Origin of the sequence: Bacteroides sp. ET225 (assembly GCF_024733745.1) — a bacterium.
Classification (GTDB): domain Bacteria; phylum Bacteroidota; class Bacteroidia; order Bacteroidales; family Bacteroidaceae; genus Phocaeicola; species Phocaeicola excrementipullorum.
Genome location: NZ_JANRHN010000012.1, coordinates 50071 through 73061 on the forward strand (window position 1 = coordinate 50071; position 22991 = coordinate 73061).

The following is a 22991-nucleotide window of genomic DNA, read 5'->3' on the forward strand; positions in this document are numbered from 1 at the left end:
TCTCTTCAATGGGGGCAGGACTTTTTTGTATGCTCGGTCTGATCTTATAGCCGTTATTTGCGCAAAATGCGTGTGGAGGCACTTGCGCGCCGGAGCATATAAAAGATCTCATCCGTAATGCGGCGTGTTGAGTTGTGGCGGGCGAGCGCGTAGTTGGCGCAGAGGTGGGAAAGGAGCGAACCCGCCAGAAACAGGAGGCCGGCAGTATGCAGTATGTTGCCCAGTCCCGCAAGAGGAGAAACGATTCCGCCGAATGCAAATCCGATAGCGCCCAACAGAGCCGAAGCTATCCCAGCGTTTGTCCGTTCGCAGTCCATTGCCAGTGCACTGGAGGCGGTGAATGTCATTCCTACCATGGCCAGCAGGCAGAAAGCCAGCGTTTCGTATATCCAGAAGTTGCATCCGAGGTAGAGTGCAACGAATAAAACAGTTGACAGAAGCAGCATGGCGGAACTTCCGAATCCAAGCGCATCTTTCATGTTGCGGAACCTTACAGCTACGGTAGACGATATGACCATTGCGATAGCATTGGCCCCGAAGCAAAGGCTGAATTCCATCGGACTCAGCCCATAGTGCTGCTGCATGATGAACGGGGCAGAAGCAATGTTGGCGAAGAGCACCCCCATGGTCAATCCGTATTGCAGGATGTAGCAGAGGTATTGCCTGTTGTGCGTCACGGTTCTGAAGCGTCGGAATACGTTGCTCCAGCGCATGGAGGCGCGTTGTTCGGAAGACAATGATTCGTTGAAATGGAAGCTTCCGGCAAGCAGAATGACTCCCAGAAAGAGCAGGAAGCAGAATATTCCATGCCATCCGCCGATTTCGGATAAAGTGCCTCCGGCAATGGGGGCGGCTACAGTAGCTATTCCGTTGATAGCCCCGATGATTGCCAGCATGGCTGCGAGTTCGTGTCCTGCATATTTGTCGGCTGCTATGGATCTGGATATAACTACGCCTCCGGCTCCGGCTATTCCTTGGACAAGCCGAAGCGCAACGAACTGCAAGATGGTTTCGGAAAGAATGCAGCCCGCGGTAGAAAGCAGGAAGAGAATCATGGCGGCAAGCAGAGAGGAACGCCTGCCGAATTTGTCGCTGACAGGACCGAATACAAGCTGTCCTGCAGCCAGTCCGATCATGCTGGCCGTCAGTCCCAATTGCACCATTGATGATGACGTGTTGAAATAGCCGGTCATTGCAGGCAGGGTAGGCAGGTACATGTCCATTACGAAAGGCCCGAATGCGCTCAGCATTCCTAAAAAGATTATGGTGAAGGTTCTTGAATTTTGTCTGCTCTTCATTGTCGTGCCGTTTTTTAATTCGCCTGCAAAATTAGGGCATTTCTATGGGATGGAATATTTCGGAATTTGTACAAAACATTTCATTTTAGGAACAATGTGGTGGAAATATATACAGGGCAGCGGATTATTGGCTATATTTGTGGGAAAAAACAGAATAAATCCATTTGGGGAATATAGCAGGATATGGATAATACACTTTTTCCGTCTGATACCTTAAATATTCATTACGAGGAAACCGATCTGCAGTTTCTTCGTTTAAAGCCTTGTCATTTTCAGTGTGGGATTTATATTATTTGTGTGCAGGGATATGCCCGCATGTCAACGGGTGTGCAGCAATATGAATTGGCCGGACAGACCGAACTGATTTTTCTGACGGGCACGTTGCTGCAGCTTCTTGAGGCTTCGGACGATTTCCGCGTCCGTTTGCTGATGTTTCCTCAAGAGGTTTTTCTGAAAGCTGTGCTGCCTATTGATACACCTTATTTTAATTATACGCATGAGCATCCTTGCTACCGGCATACGGCGGACGAACGCAGCCAGAAGACATGGAAAGAAATCAATCTTTGGATGGATATGGCAAAGATGCTGTTTACAGGCAGCACCTCGCAGTTCAGGCGGCAGCAGGAACATGATTATTTGCAGGGAATGCTGATGTGGCTGTTCAACACCATTCAGGAAAAGCTGGCGTTGAAGAACCAGTATAGCCGGAAGCAGGTCATCTGCCACAGATTCATGCAGCTGGTCAGAGAGCATGGGCGGCAAGAGCATCAAGTGTCGTTCTATGCCGAAAAGTTGTGCATAACTCCGCGCTATCTGCATCAGGTGACGATGCAGTATATGGATGGAAGGTCGCCGAAAGAGTTGATCGACGAACAGCTGACGGCTGAAATTAAAGTGCTGCTGAACCAGCCTGAACTGTCGGTTGCAGAAATAGCGGAGCGTTTGCATTTCGCGGACCAGTCGTACCTGACGCGATTCTTTAAAAAGAATACGGGCATGTCGCCCAAAGAATTTCGTTTGAAGTAGTTCCTTTGTTTTACGGCGGACAGAGTTAAATTATTTGCGTCTAGGTATGTCTGGAGATGATTTGGGAATAAAAAAGAAATCGGCCAAGTGTTGATGTTTAATTACTTAGCCGATTTGCTCGTACCCAGACCCGGGGTCGAACCGGGATGGATGTTACTCCACTGGTGTTTGAGACCAGCGCGTCTACCGATTCCGCCATCTGGGCATTCCATTGAATTGTGGCGCAAAGGTACGCCTTTTTTTCGAACCTGCAACAGTTTTCCCGAAAAATGGTCAAAAAAACTTATCTAACACTATTTTGGATCCTTTTGAGGGGCATTTATGGGGAAAAAAGATTATCTTAGCGTAAACTTTAACGCTATTATATTATTAACCATGAGTAATAATAATTTTTATTGTGTTATCATGGCTGGCGGAACGGGGCGGAGGTTCTGGCCGTATAGCCGGAAAGCATTGCCCAAGCAGTTTCTCGACTTTTTCGGAAGTGGACAGACCCTTATCCAGCAGACCTACGAAAGGTATAGGCAGATTGTTCTTCCGGAAAATATCTATATTTCAACTTATAAGGATTATAAGGATATTGTGCTTGAACTGCTTCCCGAGGTAAAGGAAAGTCAGCTTATTATTGAGGAGGAGCATAGGAATACGGCTCCGGCCATCGCATATGCATCACATGTCATTCAGAAGATGAATCCTGACGCAACGGTGATAATGGCTCCGTCGGATAATATGGTGCTCAAGCAGGAGGAATTCAAGCAGGCAGTGCTGAAAGGTATGGAGTTTGCGTCACATTCAGGTAAATTGATCGTGATGGGGATTAAGCCGACTTATCCGGAAACGGGATATGGATACATTCAGGTGTCTGAAGAGCGTGAGGGGGATTTTTGCAAAATCAAGACATTCATCGAAAAGCCGGCAAGGGAGTTTGCCGAGGTGTTTGTGCAGGGTAACGAATTTTTTTGGAACTCAGGGATTTTCATTTGGCACATTGATACGATATTGAAGGCTTTTCATGAAATGCTTTCGGATATATGTCCGCGTGTGGAATGCGACCGTCCGGATTTCAGCTCATGTCCCAACAGTTCTTTCGATACGAGTATTATGGAAAAGGTAGACAATGTATATGTGCAGCTTTGTGATTTCGGTTGGGCGGATATTGGCACGTGGGGTGCTCTTCACGATTTGTTGCCGAAAGATGAAGAACGTAATGTGGTTATCGACAGCAATACGATGCTTTACGGATGCAAGAACAATCTGATAATGATGCCGAAGGACAAGCTTGCAGTGATTCAGGATCTTGAAGGGTATCTGGTGGTTGAAAAAGACAATGTGCTTCTTATTTGCAGGAAAGACGACCAGAATGCTATCCGTAAATTTGTGAACGACGTTGAAATGCGTTTCGGAGAAAAATATTCCTGACAATGGATGAGATAGAAAGAGTCCGGGAAATGTCATTCCCGGATTTCTTTTTCCTGAAAGTCCTTCCTTCGCAGCACAAAGCTGTTGCTCAAGTATTTCTCTCGTACAATCTTGTTTTCGGCAAGTTCTTCGGGCGTGCCTTGGAAGAGGATTTTACCTTCGAACAGCAGGTAGGCCCGGTCGGTGATGCTCAGTGTTTCCTGTACGTTGTGGTCTGTAATCAGGATACCGATATTCTTGTCTTTCAGTCGCCACACAATGTGCTGGATGTCTTCTACGGCAATCGGGTCAACTCCGGCAAACGGTTCGTCAAGCATGATGAATTTAGGGTCGATGGCCAGGCAGCGGGCAATTTCCGTACGTCGGCGTTCGCCTCCCGAAAGCTGGTCGCCCAGATTCTTCCTTACTTTCTGTAGGCGGAATTCAGCGATCAAGCTTTCCAGTTTTTCTTTCTGATACTCCGGGCTTTTGTTTGTCAGTTCCAGCACGGAGGCTATATTGTCTTCCACACTCATCTTGCGGAACACTGAAGCCTCCTGCGCCAAATAGCCGATACCGATTTGGGCACGCTTGTATACCGGATAGGATGTGATGTCCTGATCGTTCAGATAAATGTGCCCTTCGTTTGGCACAATAAGTCCGGTTGTCATATAGAAAGACGTGGTTTTTCCTGCCCCATTGGGGCCTAACAGGCCTACGATTTCTCCCTGCTTCACATTGATCGACACGTGGCTTACTACCGTACGTTTGCCGTACTTCTTCACTAAGTTCTCTGTGCGCAATATCATCCGTCCGTCAGTCGGGAGTTCGAATGCTTCGGCTGTATGTGATTGGTTCTCTAGCTCTGCCATAATAGAATCGTTGAGTGCTGCAAAAGTAGTAAAATTATTGGGTTATATGGTCGTTCGGTAGAATTTCGTCTTATCTTTTATTATAATATAGCTAAAAAAGCGTACTTTTGTACCAAATATTATTCAAGCTTATGGTAAAGCCTATTACGAACTTTGGAAAATATCTTGTGCTGATGAGCCGGGTTTTTTCTCGTCCGGAGCGTTTCCGAATGTATTTTAAGCAATATGTCAATGAGATGGTGCAGCTTGGAATCAATTCCATCGGCATTGTCCTTCTGATCTCATTTTTTATCGGAGCGGTAATCTGCATTCAGATCAAGCTGAATATCGAGAGTCCGTGGATGCCCCGATTCGTGGTGGGATATACCACGCGAGAAATTCTGCTGCTGGAGTTTTCGTCTTCTATCATGTGTTTGATCCTTGCGGGAAAGGTGGGGTCGAACATTGCTTCCGAAATCGGGACAATGCGCGTTACCCAGCAGATTGACGCACTGGAGATAATGGGGATCAATTCGGCCTCTTACCTGATACTTCCCAAGATACTCGGCCTGATGACCATTATCCCGCTGCTGGTTACATTCAGCATATTTGCCGGAATTATCGGTGCCTTCTGTACGGCGTGGTTTGCCGGAATAATGAATGCGACTGACTTGCAGTACGGTTTGCAATATTGCTTTGTGGAATGGTATATCTGGTGCGGGTTTATCAAATCACTTTTCTTTGCTTTCATCATAGCCAGTGTGTCGGCCTATTTCGGCTACACGGTTGAAGGAGGCTCTATTGCGGTGGGAAAGGCCAGCACAGACTCGGTGGTGTCAAGCAGTGTGCTGATATTGTTTTCTGATTTGATACTTACACAATTGTTAATGGGATGATACAACTGAATTCTATATGCAAGTCGTTTGAGGGACGTACGGTTCTTGACGACATCGATTTCTCTTTCGATGATGGAAAGACTAACCTGATAATCGGTCAAAGCGGTTCGGGAAAGACAGTGCTGATGAAATGCATTGTCGGTCTGCTTACACCTGAAAATGGTGAGGTGCTTTATGACGGACGGGATCTGATTCATATGGGAAAGAAAGAGAAGCAGGCGCTTCGCCGGGAAATGGGGATGATTTTTCAGAGTGCAGCCTTGTTCGACTCGTTGTCTGTGCTGGAAAATGTGATGTTCCCTCTTGACATGTTTTCAACGGATACTTACCGTGACCGCGTGAAGCGTGCCCGGTTTTGTCTGGACCGTGTGAACCTGATAGATGCGCAGGATAAATATCCCGGAGAGATCAGCGGAGGCATGCAGAAGCGTGTGGCGATTGCCCGTGCCATAGCCTTGCAGCCGAAGTATCTTTTTTGCGATGAGCCAAATTCGGGGCTTGACCCCAAGACTTCGCTGGTTATCGACGACTTGATCCATGGCATCACGGTTGAATATAATATGACTACCATTATCAATACGCATGACATGAATTCGGTGATGGGGATAGGCGACAGCATTCTGTTCATCTATCAAGGCCGGAAAGAATGGGAAGGCACGAAGGATGACGTGTTTAATGCAACCAACGAGCGGTTGAACAATTTCATTTTTGCTTCCGACCTGCTGCGGAAGGTGAAGCAGGAAGAAAACAAGGCCAAATGACGGGATGCTTCCGACGCGAAAAAGGAGGGCGGAAAAACCTCTCCGGATGGGCGTTCGTTTTATGCAAGACATGCGCTCATCTTTCTTCAGATGAGCGGCCGTTTTTTGAAGAGGGCAGAGGAAATATGCGCAAGCGTGCGTTTTTCTTTTTTTTGCCTGACTTTTTGGTAATTGCCAGATTAAGCATTATTTTTGCAACCACTTTGTAGAAAATAAAAGAAACTAATAATTAAATAAATAAGTCGGAAATGAATATTTCATTGCAAAATGTTGACAAAGTAAGTGCTGTGCTTACTGCTCAGATTGAAAAAGCTGATTATCAGGCTCAGGTTGACAAATCCCTGAAGACTCTGCGTCAGAGAGTGAATATGCCCGGATTCCGTAAAGGTATGGTTCCGATGGGACTGATTAAAAAGCAGTATGGAACTTCTGTATTGATTGAAGAAGTTGACAAGCTGCTGCAAGAAAAAGTGGGCGAATATATCCGTGACAACAAGGTTAATATGCTGGGAACTCCGCTGCCGAAGGAAAACAACGTAAACTTCGCGACAGACGAGAACTTTGAATTCTCGTTCGATATAGCTCTGGCTCCTGAATTTGACCTGACGCTTTCGAAAGAGGATACCATCGATTATTATGATATCAATGTAACCGATGAAATGGTTGAACAGCAGGTGAAGATGTACACCCAGCGTACGGCCAAATATGAAAAAGTGGAAGAGTATCAGGATAACGACCTGCTGAAGGGTCTGTTGGCTGAACTTGATGAGAACGGCAATACAAAAGAGGGCGGCGTTCAGGTAGAAGGCGCTGTGATGATGCCTTCTTACATGAAGAACGATGAGCAGAAGGCTATCTTCAACGGAGTGAAAGTGAATACGGTGCTGGTGTTCAACCCTGCGGCTGCCTTCGACAACAATGAGGCCGAACTGGCTTCCTTGCTGAAGGTCAAGAAAGAAGAAGTTGCAAATCACAAAGGTAACTTCAGCTTCCAGATTGAAGAAATTACGCGTATGATTCCGGGCGACCTGAACCAGGAGCTGTTTGATCAGGTGCTGGGAGAAGGCAAGGCACATACGGAAGAAGAATTCCGTGCTCAAATTAAGGAAGTGATTGCCGGACAGTTTGCTGCCGACGCCGATTACAAGTTCTTGATCGATGTGCGCAACTATGCGATGAACAAGGTTGGCAAACTGGAATTTGCCGATGAACTGATGAAGCGCATCATGCTTGACAATAACAAAGACAAAGGTGAAGAGTTCGTTTCTCAGAACTACGACAAGAGCATCGAAGAGCTGACATGGCATTTGATTAAAGAAAAGCTGGTGGCTGCCAACAGCATTAAGGTTGAACAGAGCGATATCAGTGATATGGCGAAGGAGGCTACCCGCGCTCAGTTTGCTCAGTATGGAATGATCAATGTGCCTGATGAACTGCTTGAAAACTATTCTAAGGAAATGCTGAAGAAGCGTGAAAGCGTAGAGGCTCTTGTAAATCGTGTGATTGAAACGAAGCTGGCTAATGTTCTGAAAGAACAGGTGGCATTGAATCACAAAGCTGTTTCGGCTGAGGAATTCAATCAGATGTTTCAATAAACAAGCAAATGCGGGTGGACGCAAATTGCTAAAACTTGCTAAAAAAGGGGGCTTTTAATCGGACTTCTTCCACAAGACGGAAGTGTTTTGTACTTTTGTTAGTCGGGAGAGAGGGGGATTGAAGGCCTCCTTTTCATTGTGTGACTTTAATCTTTATAAGATATGATGGATGATTTTAGAAAATATGCTACCAAGCATTTGGGCATGAACAGCATGGTGCTTGACGATGTGATCAAGTCGCAGGCGGGCTATCTGAACCCGTATATTCTGGAAGAGCGTCAGTTGAACGTGACTCAGCTGGATGTGTTCTCCCGGCTGATGATGGACCGTATCATCTTCCTCGGAACGCCTATTGACGACTATACGGCAAACACGCTTCAGGCACAGCTGCTTTATCTGGATTCTGTAGATTCAGGAAAAGATATCTCGATTTACATCAATTCGCCGGGAGGATCTGTGTATGCGGGATTGGGCATCTACGACACGATGCAGTTTATCAGCAGTGATGTGGCTACAATCTGTACAGGCATGGCGGCTTCTATGGCGGCTGTATTGTTGGTGGCTGGAAAGGAAGGCAAGCGTTCGGCTCTGACGCACTCGCGCGTGATGATTCACCAGCCGATGGGCGGAGCGCAGGGACAGGCTTCAGACATCGAGATTACAGCCCGTGAAATACAGAAACTGAAGAAGGAACTTTATACGATCATCGCCGACCATTCGCATACGCCTTTTGACAAGGTTTGGGCGGATTCCGACCGTGACTATTGGATGACGGCCCAGGAGGCGAAGGATTACGGGATGATTGATGAGGTGCTTTCGCGCAAACCTGAAGCAGCACAACAAGATATAACGAAATAAAAACAAGACAAATTGGAAGATAATAAAAGTTCAAGAACAAAAAGAAGATGCAATTTTTGCGGCCGTACGGAAAACGAAGTCGGATTTCTGATAACGGGAATCAATGGCTGCATCTGTGACAGCTGTGCGGAACAGGCGCATGAGATTGTTCAGGAAACGCTTCAGGCGAAGAACAAGCCTGCCGGTGAACTGGATATGAGCGAACTGCCGAAACCGAAAGATATAAAGGATTTTCTTGACCAGTATGTCATTGGACAGGATGATGCAAAGCGTTATCTGTCGGTTGCTGTCTACAATCATTACAAGCGTCTGCTTCAGCCGAAAGATGAGGCGGATGTGGAGATAGAGAAGTCGAACATCATTATGGTGGGAAGCACCGGTACGGGGAAGACTTTGCTTGCCCGTACGATAGCGAAGTTGCTTCATGTGCCGTTTACCATTGTTGATGCCACTGTGCTCACCGAAGCGGGTTATGTCGGAGAAGATATCGAAAGCATCCTTACTCGTTTGCTTCAGGTGGCAGACTATAACGTTGCCGAAGCCGAGCGGGGCATCGTGTTCATTGATGAAATCGACAAGATAGCGCGTAAGGGAGATAATCCTTCCATCACTCGCGATGTGAGCGGGGAAGGCGTTCAGCAGGGCTTGTTGAAACTGCTCGAAGGGTCTGTGGTCAATGTCCCCCCTCAAGGCGGACGCAAACATCCCGATCAGAAGATGATTCCGGTGAATACGAAAAACATTCTGTTTATTTGCGGCGGAGCTTTTGACGGAATCGAACGGAAAATCGCCCAGCGCCTGAATACGAATGTCGTAGGCTATAATGCCGCAAAGGAGCAGGTTAAGATAGACAGGAGCAACTTGATGCAGTATATTGCGCCGCAAGATCTGAAGTCGTTCGGGCTTATTCCCGAAATTATCGGCCGCTTGCCGGTGCTTACTTATCTGAATCCTTTGGACCGCAAGGCTTTGCGAAGTATTCTGACCGAGCCTAAAAACTCCATCATCAAGCAGTATGTCAAACTGTTCGAGATGGATGGGGTCAAGCTGGAGTTTGAGCCTGAAGTGTTCGAGTATATCGTTGACAAGGCTATGGAATACAAGCTGGGTGCCCGGGGACTGCGTTCGATAGTAGAAACCATCATGATGGATACGATGTTCGAGATTCCATCTCAGAAGACCGACCGTCTGGTGGTGACGCTTGACTATGCAAAAGAACAGATGGGGAAAGCGAATCTGTCAAGGTTGCAGGTGGCGTGAAAAAGTGAGTGTTTTTTGTGAAGAGAAGTCTTTGGAGAAAAATATTCGCCGAAATTCTTGCATGATATGAAAAGTTGTTTATAACTTTATAGACAGAAAATTTCAACGGAAATTATACATTAAATCTGAGGACAATGACGGAAAATATCAATTTGACAGAGCAACTGAAGAAATATTTTGGCTTTGATACCTTCAAAGGTAATCAGGAAGCGATTATCCGGAATTTGTTATCCGGGAAAGATACTTTTGTATTGATGCCTACGGGCGGAGGCAAGTCCCTCTGCTACCAGCTTCCCTCCCTGCTGATGGAAGGTACTGCGATTGTTATTTCTCCGCTAATTGCCTTGATGAAGAATCAGGTGGATGCGATGCGCAACTTCAGCGAAGAAGATGGCGTGGCGCATTTCATCAATTCTTCACTGACAAAGTCTGCGATTGAACAGGTGAAGTCGGATATTCTTGCCGGCAAGACCAAGCTGCTTTATGTGGCTCCTGAATCGCTGACAAAAGAAGATAACGTTGAGTTTTTGAGGCAAGTGAAAATTTCTTTCTATGCTGTAGACGAGGCGCACTGCATTTCTGAATGGGGGCATGATTTCCGTCCGGAATACCGGCGTATACGTCCAATTATTGATGAAATCGGAAAGGCTCCGATCATTGCGCTTACGGCAACCGCTACTCCGAAAGTGAAGATGGATATCCAGAAGAACTTGGGGATGATGGAGGCGGCTGAGTTCAAATCGTCGTTTAACCGTCCGAACTTGTATTATGAAGTGAGGGCCAAGACGAACAATGTGGATGCTGATATCGTGAAGTTCATCAAACACAACGAAGGTAAATCGGGGATTATCTACTGTCTGAGCAGGAAAAAGGTTGAGGAACTGGCCGAGATTTTGCAGGCGAACGGAATCAAGGCGCGCCCGTATCATGCGGGGATGGATTCTGCCACACGGAATGCCAATCAAGATGCGTTCTTGAAAGAAGACATAGATGTGATTGTGGCTACCATCGCGTTTGGCATGGGGATTGACAAGCCGGATGTGCGTTTCGTGATTCATTACGATGTCCCTAAGAGCCTGGAAGGATATTATCAGGAAACCGGACGAGCCGGACGCGACGGGGGAGAAGGCCAGTGCATCACGTTCTATTCGAATAAAGATTTGCAGAAGCTGGAGAAATTCATGCAAGGGAAGCCGGTATCTGAGCAGGAAATCGGACGTCAGCTGTTGCAGGAAACGGCAGCTTATGCTGAGTCGTCCGTTTGCCGCAGAAAGATATTGTTGCATTATTTCGGAGAAGAATATACCGAAGACAATTGTGGAAATTGTGATAACTGTTTAAATCCTAAGAAACAAGTGGAGGCTCAGGATGCATTATGTACGGTGATAGAAACGATCATCGCTGTAAAAGAGAATTTTAAACAAGAGTATATTCTTGATATATTGTTGGGTAAGGAAACGTCGGAAGTGCTTGCCCATAAACATGAGGATCTGGAGATTTTCGGTGCCGGAATGGGCGAGGAGGACAGGCTGTGGAATGCTGTAATCCGTCAGGCTTTGATTGCCGGGTACTTGAAGAAAGATGTAGAGAACTATGGCCTGCTGAAGGTTACTTCCGAAGGACACAAGTTCTTGAAGAAGCCGAAATCGTTCAAGATTGTGGAAGATACGGATTTTGATGAAGAGGAAGCGGAAGAAACTCCGATGAGGAGCGGAGCTTCGTGTGCCGTTGATCCGGTTCTGTATGCTATGCTGAAAGATCTGCGCAAGAAGATGTCGAAAAAACTGGATGTTCCTCCTTATGTGATTTTCCAGGATCCTTCGTTGGAGGCCATGGCTACAATTTATCCTGTTACATTGGAGGAGTTGCAGAATATCCCGGGAGTTGGAGCCGGAAAGGCAAAACGCTATGGACAGGAGTTCTGCGACCTGATAAAGAAACACTGCGAGGAGAATGAAATCGACCGACCGGAAGATTTGCGCGTGCGTACGGTTGCCAACAAGTCGAAACTGAAGGTTTCAATCATTCAAAGTATCGACCGTAAGGTGGCGCTTGACGATATTGCTGTTGCTAAGGGTATTGAGTTCAGCGAACTGCTTGATGAAATTGAAGCGATTGTTTATTCGGGAACCAAGCTCAACATCGATTATTTCTTGAATGAAATCATGGACGAAGACCATATGCAGGACATTTATGATTATTTCAAGGAATCTACGACCGACAATATTGATGATGCGATGGAGGAATTGGGCGATGACTACACGGAAGATGAAATCCGTCTGGTTCGCATCAAGTTCATTTCTGAAATGGCAAATTGACCAAAAAGACACAAGAAAATGTGTGCAGGCGCGGAAAACAGGGGAATGAACCGCTGTTTTTCGCGTTTTCTTTGAAAAAAGATGTTAAGTCGTCTGTTGGTTTGGAAGAAAATCCGTATATTTGCACGCAATAAAATCTTAACGCATAAAGTCCTATGTCATTTATTGCAGATAAAGTTGTTATGGACGGATTAACGTATGATGATGTATTGTTGATTCCGGCCTATTCAGAAGTTTTACCTAAGACAGTCGAGCTCACGACTAAGTTTTCACGCAACATTGAGTTGAAAATTCCGTTTGTAACTGCAGCTATGGATACGGTTACAGAGGCGCAGATGGCTATTGCCATTGCACGCGAAGGGGGTATCGGTGTGATTCATAAGAATATGTCCATCGAAGAACAGGCGCGTCAGGTAGCTATCGTGAAGCGTGCCGAAAATGGCATGATTTATGATCCTGTCACAATTAAAAGGGGATCAACGGTGAAGGATGCACTGGATATCATGGCTGAATATAAAATCGGCGGTATTCCTGTGGTTGATGACGAGAAATATCTTGTAGGCATTGTGACAAACCGTGACCTTCGTTTCGAGAAGGATTTGTCAAAGCGGATAGATGAAGTGATGACAAAAGACAATATCGTGACCACAGCTCCGGGAACAGATATGGAGACTGCATCCAATATCCTCCAGGAACATAAAATTGAGAAACTTCCTGTTGTGGATGCCAACGGCAAGCTCGTAGGATTGATAACTTATAAGGATATTACAAAGGCTAAGGACAAACCGATGGCTTGCAAAGATTCGAAAGGGCGTTTGCGCGTAGCTGCCGGTGTGGGTGTGACCAAGGATACACTGGAGCGCATGGAGGCTTTGGTGAAGGCTGGGGCCGATGCCATTGTTATTGATACGGCTCATGGCCATTCAAAGAATGTAATTGACAAACTGAAGGAAGCTAAGCAGAAATTTCCTGAAATTGATATTGTTGTCGGTAATGTAGCGACCGGCGAAGCGGCCAAGGCCTTGGTTGAGGCTGGTGCGGATGCGGTGAAAGTAGGTATCGGTCCGGGTTCTATCTGTACGACACGTGTAGTTGCCGGAGTAGGTGTTCCGCAGCTGACTGCAGTATATGACGTAGCCAAGGCATTGGAGGGTACGGGTGTGCCTTTGATCGCCGACGGCGGTTTGCGTTATTCAGGCGATGTGGTAAAGGCACTGGCTGCCGGTGGATACAGCGTAATGATCGGTTCGTTGGTTGCCGGAACAGAAGAGTCGCCGGGTGACACAATCATCTTCAACGGGCGTAAGTTCAAGTCTTACCGCGGCATGGGTTCGCTTGAAGCTATGGAAAATGGTTCAAAAGACCGTTATTTCCAATCAGATACAACAGATGTGAAGAAACTGGTTCCGGAAGGAATTTCTGCCCGGGTTCCGTATAAAGGAACTTTGTATGAAGTCATTTATCAGTTGGTAGGAGGACTTCGTTCGGGTATGGGATATTGCGGTGCGCATAATATTATGGAATTGCACAATGCCAAGTTTACTCGTATAACGAATGCCGGCGTGTTGGAAAGTCATCCGCACGATGTGGCTATTACGAGCGAGGCTCCTAATTACAGCCGTCCGCAGTAATTTATCGGAAAATTCTCAAGATTGTATTAAGGGGTGTTGTGAATATGTTAAGATATTCGGGCACCCCTTGTCTTTTTCATATAAATTTAAGGATGATGTGGCAGAAATTGCTTCTTGTAAGTGCATTGGGAATCGCATTGGATTGTGCCTCTCTTCGGGCGGGTACAGATGCTGATATCTTGTTTACGCTCAATGGTAACCCTGTTTCGGTTGGGGAGTTTAATGGCTATTGCGAACGCTCAGGTGCGGGGGAGAGGGAGTTCTCAGAACGTCTTTTCAATTATTTCCTCTATTTCAAGCTGAAAGTAGCCGATGCACGGCGAATGAAAATAGATACGCTTATGGATTTCCGTTTGCAGTGCAGGATGCTTCAGGGACAGGCTTTGGAGCATTATGTGGCTCAGGCTGAAGGGAAGAAAGATTATTCCAGTTTGAATGGGAGTAAGAGCCATGGGAACTTTCCGGCAGATGATTGGGTGAAAATCCAGCATATCACTTTGTCTTTGCCGCAGCATTCTTCTGCAGGGGATGAACGGAAAGCGGAACAGCGGATGGATTCTGTCTATCATGCGCTGAAGCATGGAGCTTCTTTTGAGTTTATGGCTTCATGCTACGGACAGGGGGAGGGTTTTGGTTATCGTCCGGATGAGTGGCTTCCCTTGTCGGCTTTGCTTGATGAGTTTGTAGGAAAACTCGAGCAACTGAAACCGGGAGAGTTTTCCGCCCCTTTCTATTCTCCGTTGGGAGTGCATATCGTGCGTTTAATCAACCGTAGGCATGGAATGGAGGCTGAAAGTGCTGTTCCGGATCGGGGCCTGCCGGAGAAAAAGGCGCAGCTTCCATTTGCCGGATCGGATTTGTTCCGGGCGTGGAAAGATGGAACCGATAATTGGCCGGTGGCTGTTTCTGCTTTGCTAAATCGCGTTGAAGATGAATTGCTGGCCGTTTATTGGGATAAGATGCAAGGAAAAACAATGCCGTTGGAGGTTTCTGACGAAGACCTGGAGCGTTATTTCAAAAGCCATCGGAAAGAGTATCAATGGAGTCTGCCCCATTTCAGGGGAGGAGTCGTGCATTGTCTTGATAAGAAGTCGGCCTCACGTCTGAAAAAGATATTGAAGAAGATTCCTTATTCACAGTGGAATGAAAAGATCCGGGAACTGGCGGCAGAAGATGAAAGGCTGGAGGCTGTTGTCGAAACCGGAGTGTTCCGAATTGGAGTGAACGCCTATGTTGACAGGCTGGCTTTCAAGTGCGGTTCGTTTGTTCCTTTCCCAGATCTGCCTTTTACTTTTGTTTTGGGAAAACGGTTGAAAAAAGGTCCAGAAAGCTATTTGGATGTTATTGATGAGGTTCGTAAGGATTATTTGTGCTCTTGTCAAGACTCGCGATTGGCGGAATTGAAGAACCGTTACTTGGTAGAAATCAATAAAGAGGTTTTAAAAACCGTTAATTGTGGTGGAAGTAACTGATTATTGCAGTATCTTCGTTCATTAATTATTGCTGTATGAAGCGAAGTAAGGTATGGATTGTGACATGTTTTATGCTTCTTGTATGTAGCTGCCACCAGACCTCCGAAGATGATCAGAGTGGGGAGCCGGTGGTTCGTGCGGGCGAGTACAGTCTGTATAAAAGCGATTTGAGGTCCGCTTTGCCAGTCGGTGTCCATGGTGCGGACAGTGTGCAGTTTGCAGAAAAGTATATTCGTACATGGGTTGAAGATATGTTGATGTATCAGCAGGCGGTTGAAAACCTTCCGGACGGCAAAGAGATAGATGAAAGGGTGGAAGCTTATCGCCGTGCGCTCACTGTACATATTTATCAAGAAAAGCTGGTAGAACAGGAACTTGGATCCAAGGTTGCTGATTCGGAAATAGAAACTTATTATAACACTCATTCTGAACAGTTTGTTGCGACGGAGCCTTACTTGAAAGGTGTATTCATGAAAGTGCCGTTGCATGCGGCTTCGCTTAAAAATGTGCGTGCCTGGATGAAGAATCCGGAAGGAAATGGCAATCTGGACCGTTTGGAGAAATACAGCATCTCACATGCGGTAAGTTATGAGTGCTTTCCTGACAGATGGAAGCCATTTTCTGAAATCTCTTTGCAGATGCCGTTGGTTAAGAAAGATCTTGACAACCTGCGTGGGCATAGGAGCGTTGAGGTTTCTGATTCTGCTTTCCGCTATCTGTTGCATGTCTGTGAAGTATTGCCGGTGGGAGAGCGTGTGCCGCTGGAATACGCTTCCGGAGAAATAAGAGAAATATTGGTGAATCTGAAACGGGCTGAGTATATAGGCCGGATGAAGTCGGACTTGTATAAGCGGGCTTTAGAGGATAAGAAGATAATTTATTATAATTGATAGAAATGAATAGACTGACTTTGACTTGTTTCTGTGTGTGTATATGTTTGATGCTGGGGATAGGCTCAGTGCATGCACAGGAAAATGTAATCGACGAAGTGGTATGGGTGGTTGGTGATGAGGCCATTCTGAAATCGGACGTTGAGAATGAGCGTTTGAACGCGCAGTATGAAGGAAGACATTTCGACGGTGATCCTTATTGCGTGATTCCGGAAGAACTGGCTGTGCAGAAACTTTTTTTGCATCAGGCAGAAATAGACAGTGTGACTGTGACTGACCAGGAAGTGTTGCAGGGAGTGGAAGCGCAGATGTCGTGGCTTATCGATCAGATTGGCTCGAAAGAGAAGATGGAGGAATATTACAACAAGACTTCCACCCAGATCAGGGAGATGCTCCGTGAGAATATCCGTAACGGAAAAACTGTACAGCAGATGCAGCAGAAAATTGTGGGGGACATAAAATTGACTCCTGCCGAGGTGAGAAACTATTTCAGCCGCTTGCCGCAGGACAGCATTCCTTTTGTCCCTACACAGGTGGAGGTGCAGATTATTACGCGTGAGCCTAAAATAAAAGAGGAGGAAATCGAACGTGTCAAGAAGGAGTTGCGTGATTTTACCGAACGTATCAATAAGGGAGAAACGACTTTTTCTACATTGGCCCGTCTTTATTCGGAAGATCCGGGTTCTGCCCGTCGGGGGGGGGAATACGGCTTTACAGGGCGCGGCGAACTGACACCGGAGTTTGCCAATGTGGTATTTAACCTGACAGACCCGAAGAAAATATCAAAGGTTTTTGAAACAGAATATGGTTTCCATATAGCCCAGCTTATAGAGAAACGAGGCGACCGTATCAGCTACCGTCATATTCTGATGAAGCCGCGTGTTGATGAAAAGGATATTGAAAGGGAGTTGAACCGTCTGGATACGCTTGCCAATGACATCCGGAAGGGAAAAGTGACTTTTGATGAGGCTGCTACATGGGTTTCTCAGGATAAAGATACGCGTAACAATCACGGATTGCTTGCCAATCCGCAGACGTCCACTTCCCGTTTTGAAATGCAGCAGCTTGCAGGCCTGATTTCGCAGGAAGTTGCAAAGACTGTTGAGAATATGCAGATAGGCGAGGTTTCGCAGCCTTTTACGATGATAAACGGTAACGGAAAGGAAGTTTGTGCCATTGTGAAGCTGAAAAACAGAATAGATGGGCATAAGGCTACGATTTCAGAAGATTATCAGAGGCTGAAGGAGATTGTTACAGCCAAGAGAAGCGAGGAGAAGCTTCAGGAATGGATTGTAGAGAAACAGCGTGCTACGTATGTGAGAATCAGTCCTGAATGGCGGAAATGTGATTTCAAGTATCCGGGATGGATAAAGCAATAAGATTTTTGACAGCTGACTGATGGGTGTGATACAGAATAACAACAAACGTTCGGACCGATCTCACCGGTTCCTGTTGGTTGCGGTCCTTTGTCTTGTCGTTTTTTGTGTGTCTGCGCAAGTGGTAGATACATTGCGGAATGTCGGTGGTACCGTAAAAAAAGAAACGAAGCCCGTTGTTGTAAAAGACAGTGCGGCAGGAAGATCCGGGCAGACAGGGCAATCGCGTCAAGTGCGGAACAGGCCGGCAGCGAAAAGCAAGGTGTATCTTCTGCATTCAGATCTGCTTCGTAAAGATGCGGAGCATCCCGAAGCTCAGATTGTGATTGGGAATGTGCGCTTTCGTCATGACAGTATCTATATGTATTGCGACAGTGCCTGTTATTACGACAAAATAAGCAGCTTTGAGGCTTTCGGTAATGTGCGGATGGAACAGGGGGATACACTGTTCTTGTATGGCGACCGTCTGTATTATGACGGATTGACGCAGATTGCGCGGATGCGTGACAATGTGCGCATGGAAAACCGAACGACTACGTTGCTGACCGACAGCTTGAACTATGACCGTGTGTATAATCTGGGGTATTTCTTCGACGGTGGAACAATGATGGATGACCAGAATGTGCTGACTTCCGAGTGGGGGGAATATAGTCCGCAAACCAAACAGTCCGTTTTCAATTATAACGTGCGTCTGGTGAATCCGCAGTTTACGCTGACTTCCGACACTTTGCGTTACAATACGGCTACTAAAATAGCAGATATTGTAGGGCCTTCGGATATTTGGAGTGACGCTAATCACATTTATTCAGAGAAAGGGACTTATAATACGGTAACGGGAATGGCTGATTTGTACGACCGGTCTGTACTGACCAATGAAGGGAGGCAGCTTACGGGAGATACGCTGTTCTATAACCGGAATACAGGTGTGGGAGAAGCCTTTCATAACATGGTGATGACTGATACGGTGAACAAGAATATGATGACCGGTGAATACGGTTATTATAATGAGCTGAAGAAGTTTGCTTTTGCGACAGACAGTGCGGTAGCGATTGATTATTCTCAGGGAGATAGCCTTTTTCTTCACGGAGATACGTTGCTGATGGAAACGTTCAATCTGGATACGGATTCGATGTATCGCGAAATGAGGGCATTCCATAAAGTGCGCTTCTATCGTACGGACATTCAGGGTACGGCAGATTCGCTTGTGTTTTCTACTGTCGACAGTTGTCTTACCATGTATCGTGACCCGATTGTATGGAACAAAAACCAGCAGCTTGTGGGTGAGTTGATGAAAGTGTACATGAATGATAGTACCATCGACTGGTCGCATATTATAGGACAGGCTCTTTCGGTGGAGCGGGTGGATTCGACTTTGTATAATCAGGTGACCGGGAAAGAAATCAAGTCGTATTTCTCCGGAGGGCAGATGAAAAAAACGGAAGTGATTGGCTCTGTCCGGGTGGTATATTATCCGATGGATTCCGACAGTACGCTGATTGGCATGAATGTATCCGAAACCAGTAAGCTTGAGATTTATCTGGCCAATCAAAAGATCGAAAGGATGGTGATGAGTCCCAAGTCAAACGGAACGCTCTATCCGATGTCGCAGATTCCGCCCGGAAAGGATAAGCTCGAAAATTTTGTGTGGTTCGATTACATACGTCCGCTGAATAAGATGGATATTTTCAATTGGCGTGCGAAGCGGGTGGAAGACCAGCTGAAAAAGAATATACGCGGACCTGTGGAGTTGCCTAACAGCCATCTTTTTGATAAGAAAGAACAAAAATAGGAGATTTTATATATGAGTGACGTAATTCGGTTGTTGCCTGATTCCGTGGCTAATCAGATAGCGGCGGGGGAAGTGATCCAGCGTCCGGCGTCGGTCGTAAAGGAATTGGTTGAGAATGCCATTGATGCGGGAGCATTGCATATAGATGTCAGTGTGACGGATGCAGGCAGAACATGCATCCGGGTCATTGATGATGGAAAGGGAATGTCTGAAACGGATGCGCGCATGGCTTTTGAAAGGCATGCCACCTCTAAGATCCGGGAGGCTTCCGATTTGTTTTCCTTGCATACGATGGGGTTCCGGGGTGAAGCGCTGGCATCCATTGCTGCCGTGGCTCAAGTTGAACTGCGTACATGCCAACAGGACGGAACGTTGGGGACGCTGCTTGAAATTTCGGGTTCTAAGGTTGAAAACCAGGAAGCTGTAGCTTGCCCTAAAGGAAGCGACTTTTCTGTGAAAAATCTTTTCTTCAATGTGCCTGCACGCCGGAAATTTTTGAAATCCAACCAGACAGAGCTGAGTAATATCTTGACGGAGTTCGAAAGGGTGGCACTGGTAAATCCGGAGGTTTCTTTTACCTTGCTTCATAACGGTACGGAAATGCTTAATCTTCCAGCCATGGGATTGCGCCAGCGGATTATGGGTGTTTTCGGAAAGAAGTTGAATCAGGAATTGCTTTCGCTTGACGTTAAGACGACAATGGCACATGTTCATGGCTTTATAGGCAAACCGGAAGCTTCGCGCAAAAAGGGTGCCAGGCAATTCTTCTTTGTAAACGGGCGCTATATGCGTCATCCGTACTTCCATAAAGCGGTAGCTGACGCATATGTTAATCTGATTCCGGTTGGAGAGCAGGTTTCTTATTTCATTTACTTTGACGTTGATCCTGCCAATATTGATGTCAATATTCATCCGACAAAGACTGAAATAAAGTTTGAGAATGAGCAGGCGCTCTGGCAGATTCTGTCTGCCGCAGTCAAGGAAACGCTCGGGCGTTTTAATGAAGTGCCTTCCATTGACTTTGATGTAGACGGTATGCCTGACATTCCGCCGTTGAGTACGGCTCCTTATACTGCTGCCCCGGCTTCTATCAAGCCATCATTTGATCCGACATACAATCCGTTTGATGTTTCTTCGGTGCCTCCATCCGCATATTCTTCTTATCATCCGAAAGGGAGTCCGGATTGGCAGCCTTTATTTCAAGGCTTGGAAAAACAGACGAAAGCGGAAAACGCCGTGCTTCCGGACAATGAGATCTGGGAGGAACCGGCAGAGCCAGACTCTGCCGGTGAGGGCGGTGTTCAAACCGATCTTTATTCAAAACAGGGAGCACCGGAAAACTCCATGCACCATTTTCAGTTTAAGGGAAGCTTTATCTTGACTTCCGTCAAGTCGGGATTGATGATCATAGATCAGCAGCGGGCGCATATAAAGATTCTTTATGACCGTTATATGAGTCAGATTGCAGGCCATAAGAATGCTTCCCAACGTGTCCTTTTTCCTGATATGGTGCATTTCGCTCCAGATGAAATTCCTGTGCTGAATGAAATAATGGATGATTTGAATTATCTGGGATTCGAATTGAGTGATTTGGGAAGCGGCACTTATGCCATTAATGGAGTGCCTGCCGGAATTGAAGGACTGAACCCGGAAAAGCTGCTGACTGATTTGTTGCATTCTGCCATTGATAAGGGGAGCAAAGTGAAAGAAGAGGTCCAAAGCGTTCTGGCTTTGTCTTTGGCTAAAGCGGCTGCAATCGTTCCGGGTCAGGTGCTGACTGATGAGGAGATGGATAATCTTGTGGACAGTCTTTTTTCTGCTTCTACGCCCAACTATACTCCTGATGGCAAGAAGGTGCTTGCTGTACTGAAAGAAGAGGACATAGAAAATATGTTTAAATGATTTGTACGCTTTGAAGGGCTGCAAGCTTTCCGGTGAAGCTGCAGCCCTTTTTTTCAGAGAATCTTCTCCTTTTATTCTGCTGTAATTTGAGATATGTTCCTAAGAATGTTTCTCTGTTTGGTGAGGGAAATAGCGGAATATCCGCTGAAGAAAAACAGGAACACATACCGGAAACAAGCACAAAGGAAAGCTGGCAGTATTGTTTGGCCGGGAAATTTAAACGACAGCCTCTTATTTTTTCCTTTTGAACAGTTCCTTTAAGGCGATTGTCTTGTTGTTGATTAGCGGGTGTGCCCAGCATCCTATAAAGGTAAGATATCCCATGAAAAGGAATATAAGGCACATGCCTGTACGGAGGTCGGTGGCGTCTGCCAGCAGGCTGATCAGCAGCGGACCTCCTGCTCCGCCGACGATTCCGGTGCAGAGTATGCCGGCAAATGAGCCGTGGTTAGCTGTCGCCGTATTTAAAGCTAATGAAAAAACAATCGAGTACATCATGGATATGCAGCATCCGATAGCCGGAAACGCGATAATGGCCATATCTGCTGTTCCGAAAAGCGCTGCCGTGAGCAATAGCATTGAAATCAGGCCGGAGATTTGAAGAAGGCGGCGGCTGTCAACCAGTTTCAATAGCAGCATTCCTGCCAGACAGCCGATGGTCATCGATCCCCAGAACCAGCTTATGCATTGTGCTCCTACCGTGCGCGGGTCGATGCCGTGATAATGTTCAAGGAAAGTGCTCATGAATACCGAAGTTCCCTGTTCTGTACCCACATAGCAGAAGATTCCCAAAAAGAACAGCCACACATAGCGTTGGCGGAACAGATTGAAGTAGGATGCTGATGATCCGCTTCGTTCATCTTCCCGCAGTTCGATATGAGGAAAGCGGACGCAAGCCACTATAATCAGCATTACAGCGAGGAGCGCAGTGAACACCCAATAGAGAGATACCCAAGGGAGTTCCATCGGTGTCAGCGAGGCCAATGTGTCGAGCAGTGCGTTGTTCCCGGGTTTGTACATGTCGGGCGAGAGAGCATGGATAAGCCATGTATAGACCAGCGGACTGACGAAAGAAGCTGCTCCGAAAACAAATTGGGCCAGTTCTGCCACAAATGCGTAATTTTCTTCACCGCCTACCACGCGTTGCAGAGGATTGATGACCGTCTGCAGCATGGCCATGCCAAGTCCTATAATGAATGATGAGGCCAGCAGCACTTCATAGCAGGGAAAGCAGGCGAACAGCATTGAGCCGATGAAAGGCATCAGAAATCCGGTGAACAGTACAGGCTTTTCTCCCAAACGGTCTATAAGCAGTCCGGCTGGTATGGACATGACAGCGTAGGCGAGGAAAAATGAAGTTGGGATGAAGCCTGCCATAGCCAAATCCTTCAACTGGAAGTTGTCGATGATTTCCGGGATAAGAGGTCCGAGAATGTTGGTGATAAAAGAAATGGTGAACCAGAACATCATGATGCACACCAACGGGAAATATCTGTTTTGTCTTTTCATAAATAATAAGATTTTCTGCAAAAATACGCAGGCGTGCGGCAGAATGTCTTTATTTCTGTTGAAAGATGTTTTACATATATTGAAAAGAATAGCAAATTTGTTGAAACATCTATAATATTGTTTCGGATAAGGACTTGTCGGCTTGTAAAACCTGATGGAGG

The 22991-nt window shown here is 46.4% G+C and carries 17 protein-coding genes and 1 tRNA gene; 14 read left to right on the forward strand and 4 right to left on the reverse strand.

The window, feature by feature from the left end; genetic code table 11:
- Nucleotides 1-53: 53 nt before the first annotated feature.
- Nucleotides 54-1298 (reverse strand): multidrug effflux MFS transporter, encoded by a 1245-nt coding sequence (locus NW212_RS07195; protein ID WP_258337967.1) that lies wholly within the window; start codon nucleotides 1296-1298, stop codon nucleotides 54-56.
- Between the two features lie 183 nt (nucleotides 1299-1481).
- On the opposite strand from NW212_RS07195, the gene NW212_RS07200 reads away from it, so the two are divergent.
- Nucleotides 1482-2324 carry a response regulator transcription factor gene (locus tag NW212_RS07200; protein ID WP_258337968.1) on the forward strand — a complete coding sequence of 281 codons (843 nt, stop codon included), beginning with the start codon at nucleotides 1482-1484 and terminating at the stop codon, nucleotides 2322-2324.
- 121 nt (nucleotides 2325-2445) lie between these two features.
- On the opposite strand, the gene NW212_RS07205 is transcribed toward NW212_RS07200, so the two are convergent.
- A tRNA-Leu gene (locus NW212_RS07205) sits at nucleotides 2446-2529 on the reverse strand.
- 170 nt (nucleotides 2530-2699) lie between these two features.
- Here NW212_RS07205 and NW212_RS07210 point away from each other — a divergent pair.
- The gene (locus NW212_RS07210) at nucleotides 2700-3743 is read left to right on the forward strand and encodes a mannose-1-phosphate guanylyltransferase (protein ID WP_258337969.1); all 1044 of its coding nucleotides are present in this window, start codon (nucleotides 2700-2702) and stop codon (nucleotides 3741-3743) included.
- A 32-nt stretch (nucleotides 3744-3775) separates the two neighbouring features.
- On the opposite strand, the gene lptB is transcribed toward NW212_RS07210, so the two are convergent.
- The gene (gene lptB / locus NW212_RS07215; protein WP_258337970.1) at nucleotides 3776-4594 is read right to left on the reverse strand and encodes an LPS export ABC transporter ATP-binding protein; all 819 of its coding nucleotides are present in this window, start codon (nucleotides 4592-4594) and stop codon (nucleotides 3776-3778) included.
- A gap of 131 nt (nucleotides 4595-4725) precedes the next feature.
- Here lptB and NW212_RS07220 point away from each other — a divergent pair, with 131 nt between their 5' ends.
- The 12 genes from NW212_RS07220 (at nucleotide 4726) to mutL (ending at nucleotide 21321) form a co-directional block, all read left to right on the forward strand.
- Nucleotides 4726-5469, forward strand: coding sequence for an ABC transporter permease (locus NW212_RS07220; RefSeq protein WP_258337971.1), 744 nt, complete (start codon nucleotides 4726-4728; stop codon nucleotides 5467-5469).
- Complete coding sequence (locus NW212_RS07225; RefSeq protein WP_258337972.1) at nucleotides 5466-6230, forward strand: ABC transporter ATP-binding protein; 765 nt, start codon at nucleotides 5466-5468, stop codon at nucleotides 6228-6230. Before NW212_RS07220 ends, NW212_RS07225 begins: the two co-directional genes overlap by 4 nt.
- 248 nt (nucleotides 6231-6478) lie before the next feature.
- Nucleotides 6479-7825 carry a trigger factor gene (tig, locus tag NW212_RS07230; protein ID WP_258337973.1) on the forward strand — a complete coding sequence of 449 codons (1347 nt, stop codon included), beginning with the start codon at nucleotides 6479-6481 and terminating at the stop codon, nucleotides 7823-7825.
- A 165-nt stretch (nucleotides 7826-7990) separates the two neighbouring features.
- The gene (gene clpP / locus NW212_RS07235) at nucleotides 7991-8683 is read left to right on the forward strand and encodes an ATP-dependent Clp endopeptidase proteolytic subunit ClpP (protein WP_258337996.1); all 693 of its coding nucleotides are present in this window, start codon (nucleotides 7991-7993) and stop codon (nucleotides 8681-8683) included.
- A 12-nt stretch (nucleotides 8684-8695) separates the two neighbouring features.
- On the forward strand, nucleotides 8696-9943 hold the full coding sequence (clpX, locus tag NW212_RS07240) for an ATP-dependent Clp protease ATP-binding subunit ClpX (protein ID WP_258337974.1): 1248 nt from the start codon (nucleotides 8696-8698) through the stop codon (nucleotides 9941-9943).
- Nucleotides 9944-10077: 134 nt separating this feature from the next.
- Nucleotides 10078-12261 carry a DNA helicase RecQ gene (gene recQ, locus NW212_RS07245; protein WP_258337975.1) on the forward strand — a complete coding sequence of 728 codons (2184 nt, stop codon included), beginning with the start codon at nucleotides 10078-10080 and terminating at the stop codon, nucleotides 12259-12261.
- A 155-nt stretch (nucleotides 12262-12416) separates the two neighbouring features.
- Complete coding sequence (guaB, locus tag NW212_RS07250; RefSeq protein WP_258337976.1) at nucleotides 12417-13892, forward strand: IMP dehydrogenase; 1476 nt, start codon at nucleotides 12417-12419, stop codon at nucleotides 13890-13892.
- Nucleotides 13893-13984: 92 nt separating this feature from the next.
- A complete protein-coding gene (locus NW212_RS07255) occupies nucleotides 13985-15364 on the forward strand; it encodes a peptidyl-prolyl cis-trans isomerase (RefSeq protein WP_258337977.1) in 1380 nt (459 codons plus the stop codon).
- 35 nt (nucleotides 15365-15399) lie between these two features.
- Complete coding sequence (locus tag NW212_RS07260; RefSeq protein WP_258337978.1) at nucleotides 15400-16254, forward strand: peptidyl-prolyl cis-trans isomerase; 855 nt, start codon at nucleotides 15400-15402, stop codon at nucleotides 16252-16254.
- A gap of 50 nt (nucleotides 16255-16304) precedes the next feature.
- Nucleotides 16305-17633 carry a peptidylprolyl isomerase gene (locus NW212_RS07265; protein WP_375337964.1) on the forward strand — a complete coding sequence of 443 codons (1329 nt, stop codon included), beginning with the start codon at nucleotides 16305-16307 and terminating at the stop codon, nucleotides 17631-17633.
- A gap of 16 nt (nucleotides 17634-17649) precedes the next feature.
- Nucleotides 17650-19419, forward strand: a complete 1770-nt coding sequence (locus NW212_RS07270; protein ID WP_375337965.1) for an OstA-like protein — start codon at nucleotides 17650-17652, stop codon at nucleotides 19417-19419.
- A 12-nt stretch (nucleotides 19420-19431) separates the two neighbouring features.
- Nucleotides 19432-21321, forward strand: coding sequence for a DNA mismatch repair endonuclease MutL (gene mutL / locus NW212_RS07275; RefSeq protein WP_258337981.1), 1890 nt, complete (start codon nucleotides 19432-19434; stop codon nucleotides 21319-21321).
- A gap of 231 nt (nucleotides 21322-21552) precedes the next feature.
- Here the strand turns inward: mutL and NW212_RS07280 are convergent, their stop codons facing one another.
- Nucleotides 21553-22830 (reverse strand): sugar MFS transporter, encoded by a 1278-nt coding sequence (locus NW212_RS07280; RefSeq protein WP_258337982.1) that lies wholly within the window; start codon nucleotides 22828-22830, stop codon nucleotides 21553-21555.
- Between the last annotated feature and the right edge of the window lie 161 nt (nucleotides 22831-22991).

Coding starts and splice junctions, on each gene's coding strand:
- NW212_RS07255 (WP_258337977.1), top strand. CDS start 13,985: ATGATGTGGCAGAAATTGCTTCTTGTAAGTGCATTGGGAATCGCATTG.
- NW212_RS07210 (WP_258337969.1), top strand. CDS start 2,700: ATGAGTAATAATAATTTTTATTGTGTTATCATGGCTGGCGGAACGGGG.
- NW212_RS07220 (WP_258337971.1), top strand. CDS start 4,726: ATGGTAAAGCCTATTACGAACTTTGGAAAATATCTTGTGCTGATGAGC.
- clpP (WP_258337996.1), top strand. CDS start 7,991: ATGGATGATTTTAGAAAATATGCTACCAAGCATTTGGGCATGAACAGC.
- NW212_RS07265 (WP_375337964.1), top strand. CDS start 16,305: ATGCTGGGGATAGGCTCAGTGCATGCACAGGAAAATGTAATCGACGAA.
- mutL (WP_258337981.1), top strand. CDS start 19,432: ATGAGTGACGTAATTCGGTTGTTGCCTGATTCCGTGGCTAATCAGATA.
- lptB (WP_258337970.1), bottom strand. CDS start 4,594: ATGGCAGAGCTAGAGAACCAATCACATACAGCCGAAGCATTCGAACTC.
- NW212_RS07225 (WP_258337972.1), top strand. CDS start 5,466: ATGATACAACTGAATTCTATATGCAAGTCGTTTGAGGGACGTACGGTT.
- NW212_RS07280 (WP_258337982.1), bottom strand. CDS start 22,830: ATGAAAAGACAAAACAGATATTTCCCGTTGGTGTGCATCATGATGTTC.
- recQ (WP_258337975.1), top strand. CDS start 10,078: ATGACGGAAAATATCAATTTGACAGAGCAACTGAAGAAATATTTTGGC.
- guaB (WP_258337976.1), top strand. CDS start 12,417: ATGTCATTTATTGCAGATAAAGTTGTTATGGACGGATTAACGTATGAT.
- NW212_RS07260 (WP_258337978.1), top strand. CDS start 15,400: ATGAAGCGAAGTAAGGTATGGATTGTGACATGTTTTATGCTTCTTGTA.
- NW212_RS07200 (WP_258337968.1), top strand. CDS start 1,482: ATGGATAATACACTTTTTCCGTCTGATACCTTAAATATTCATTACGAG.
- tig (WP_258337973.1), top strand. CDS start 6,479: ATGAATATTTCATTGCAAAATGTTGACAAAGTAAGTGCTGTGCTTACT.
- NW212_RS07195 (WP_258337967.1), bottom strand. CDS start 1,298: ATGAAGAGCAGACAAAATTCAAGAACCTTCACCATAATCTTTTTAGGA.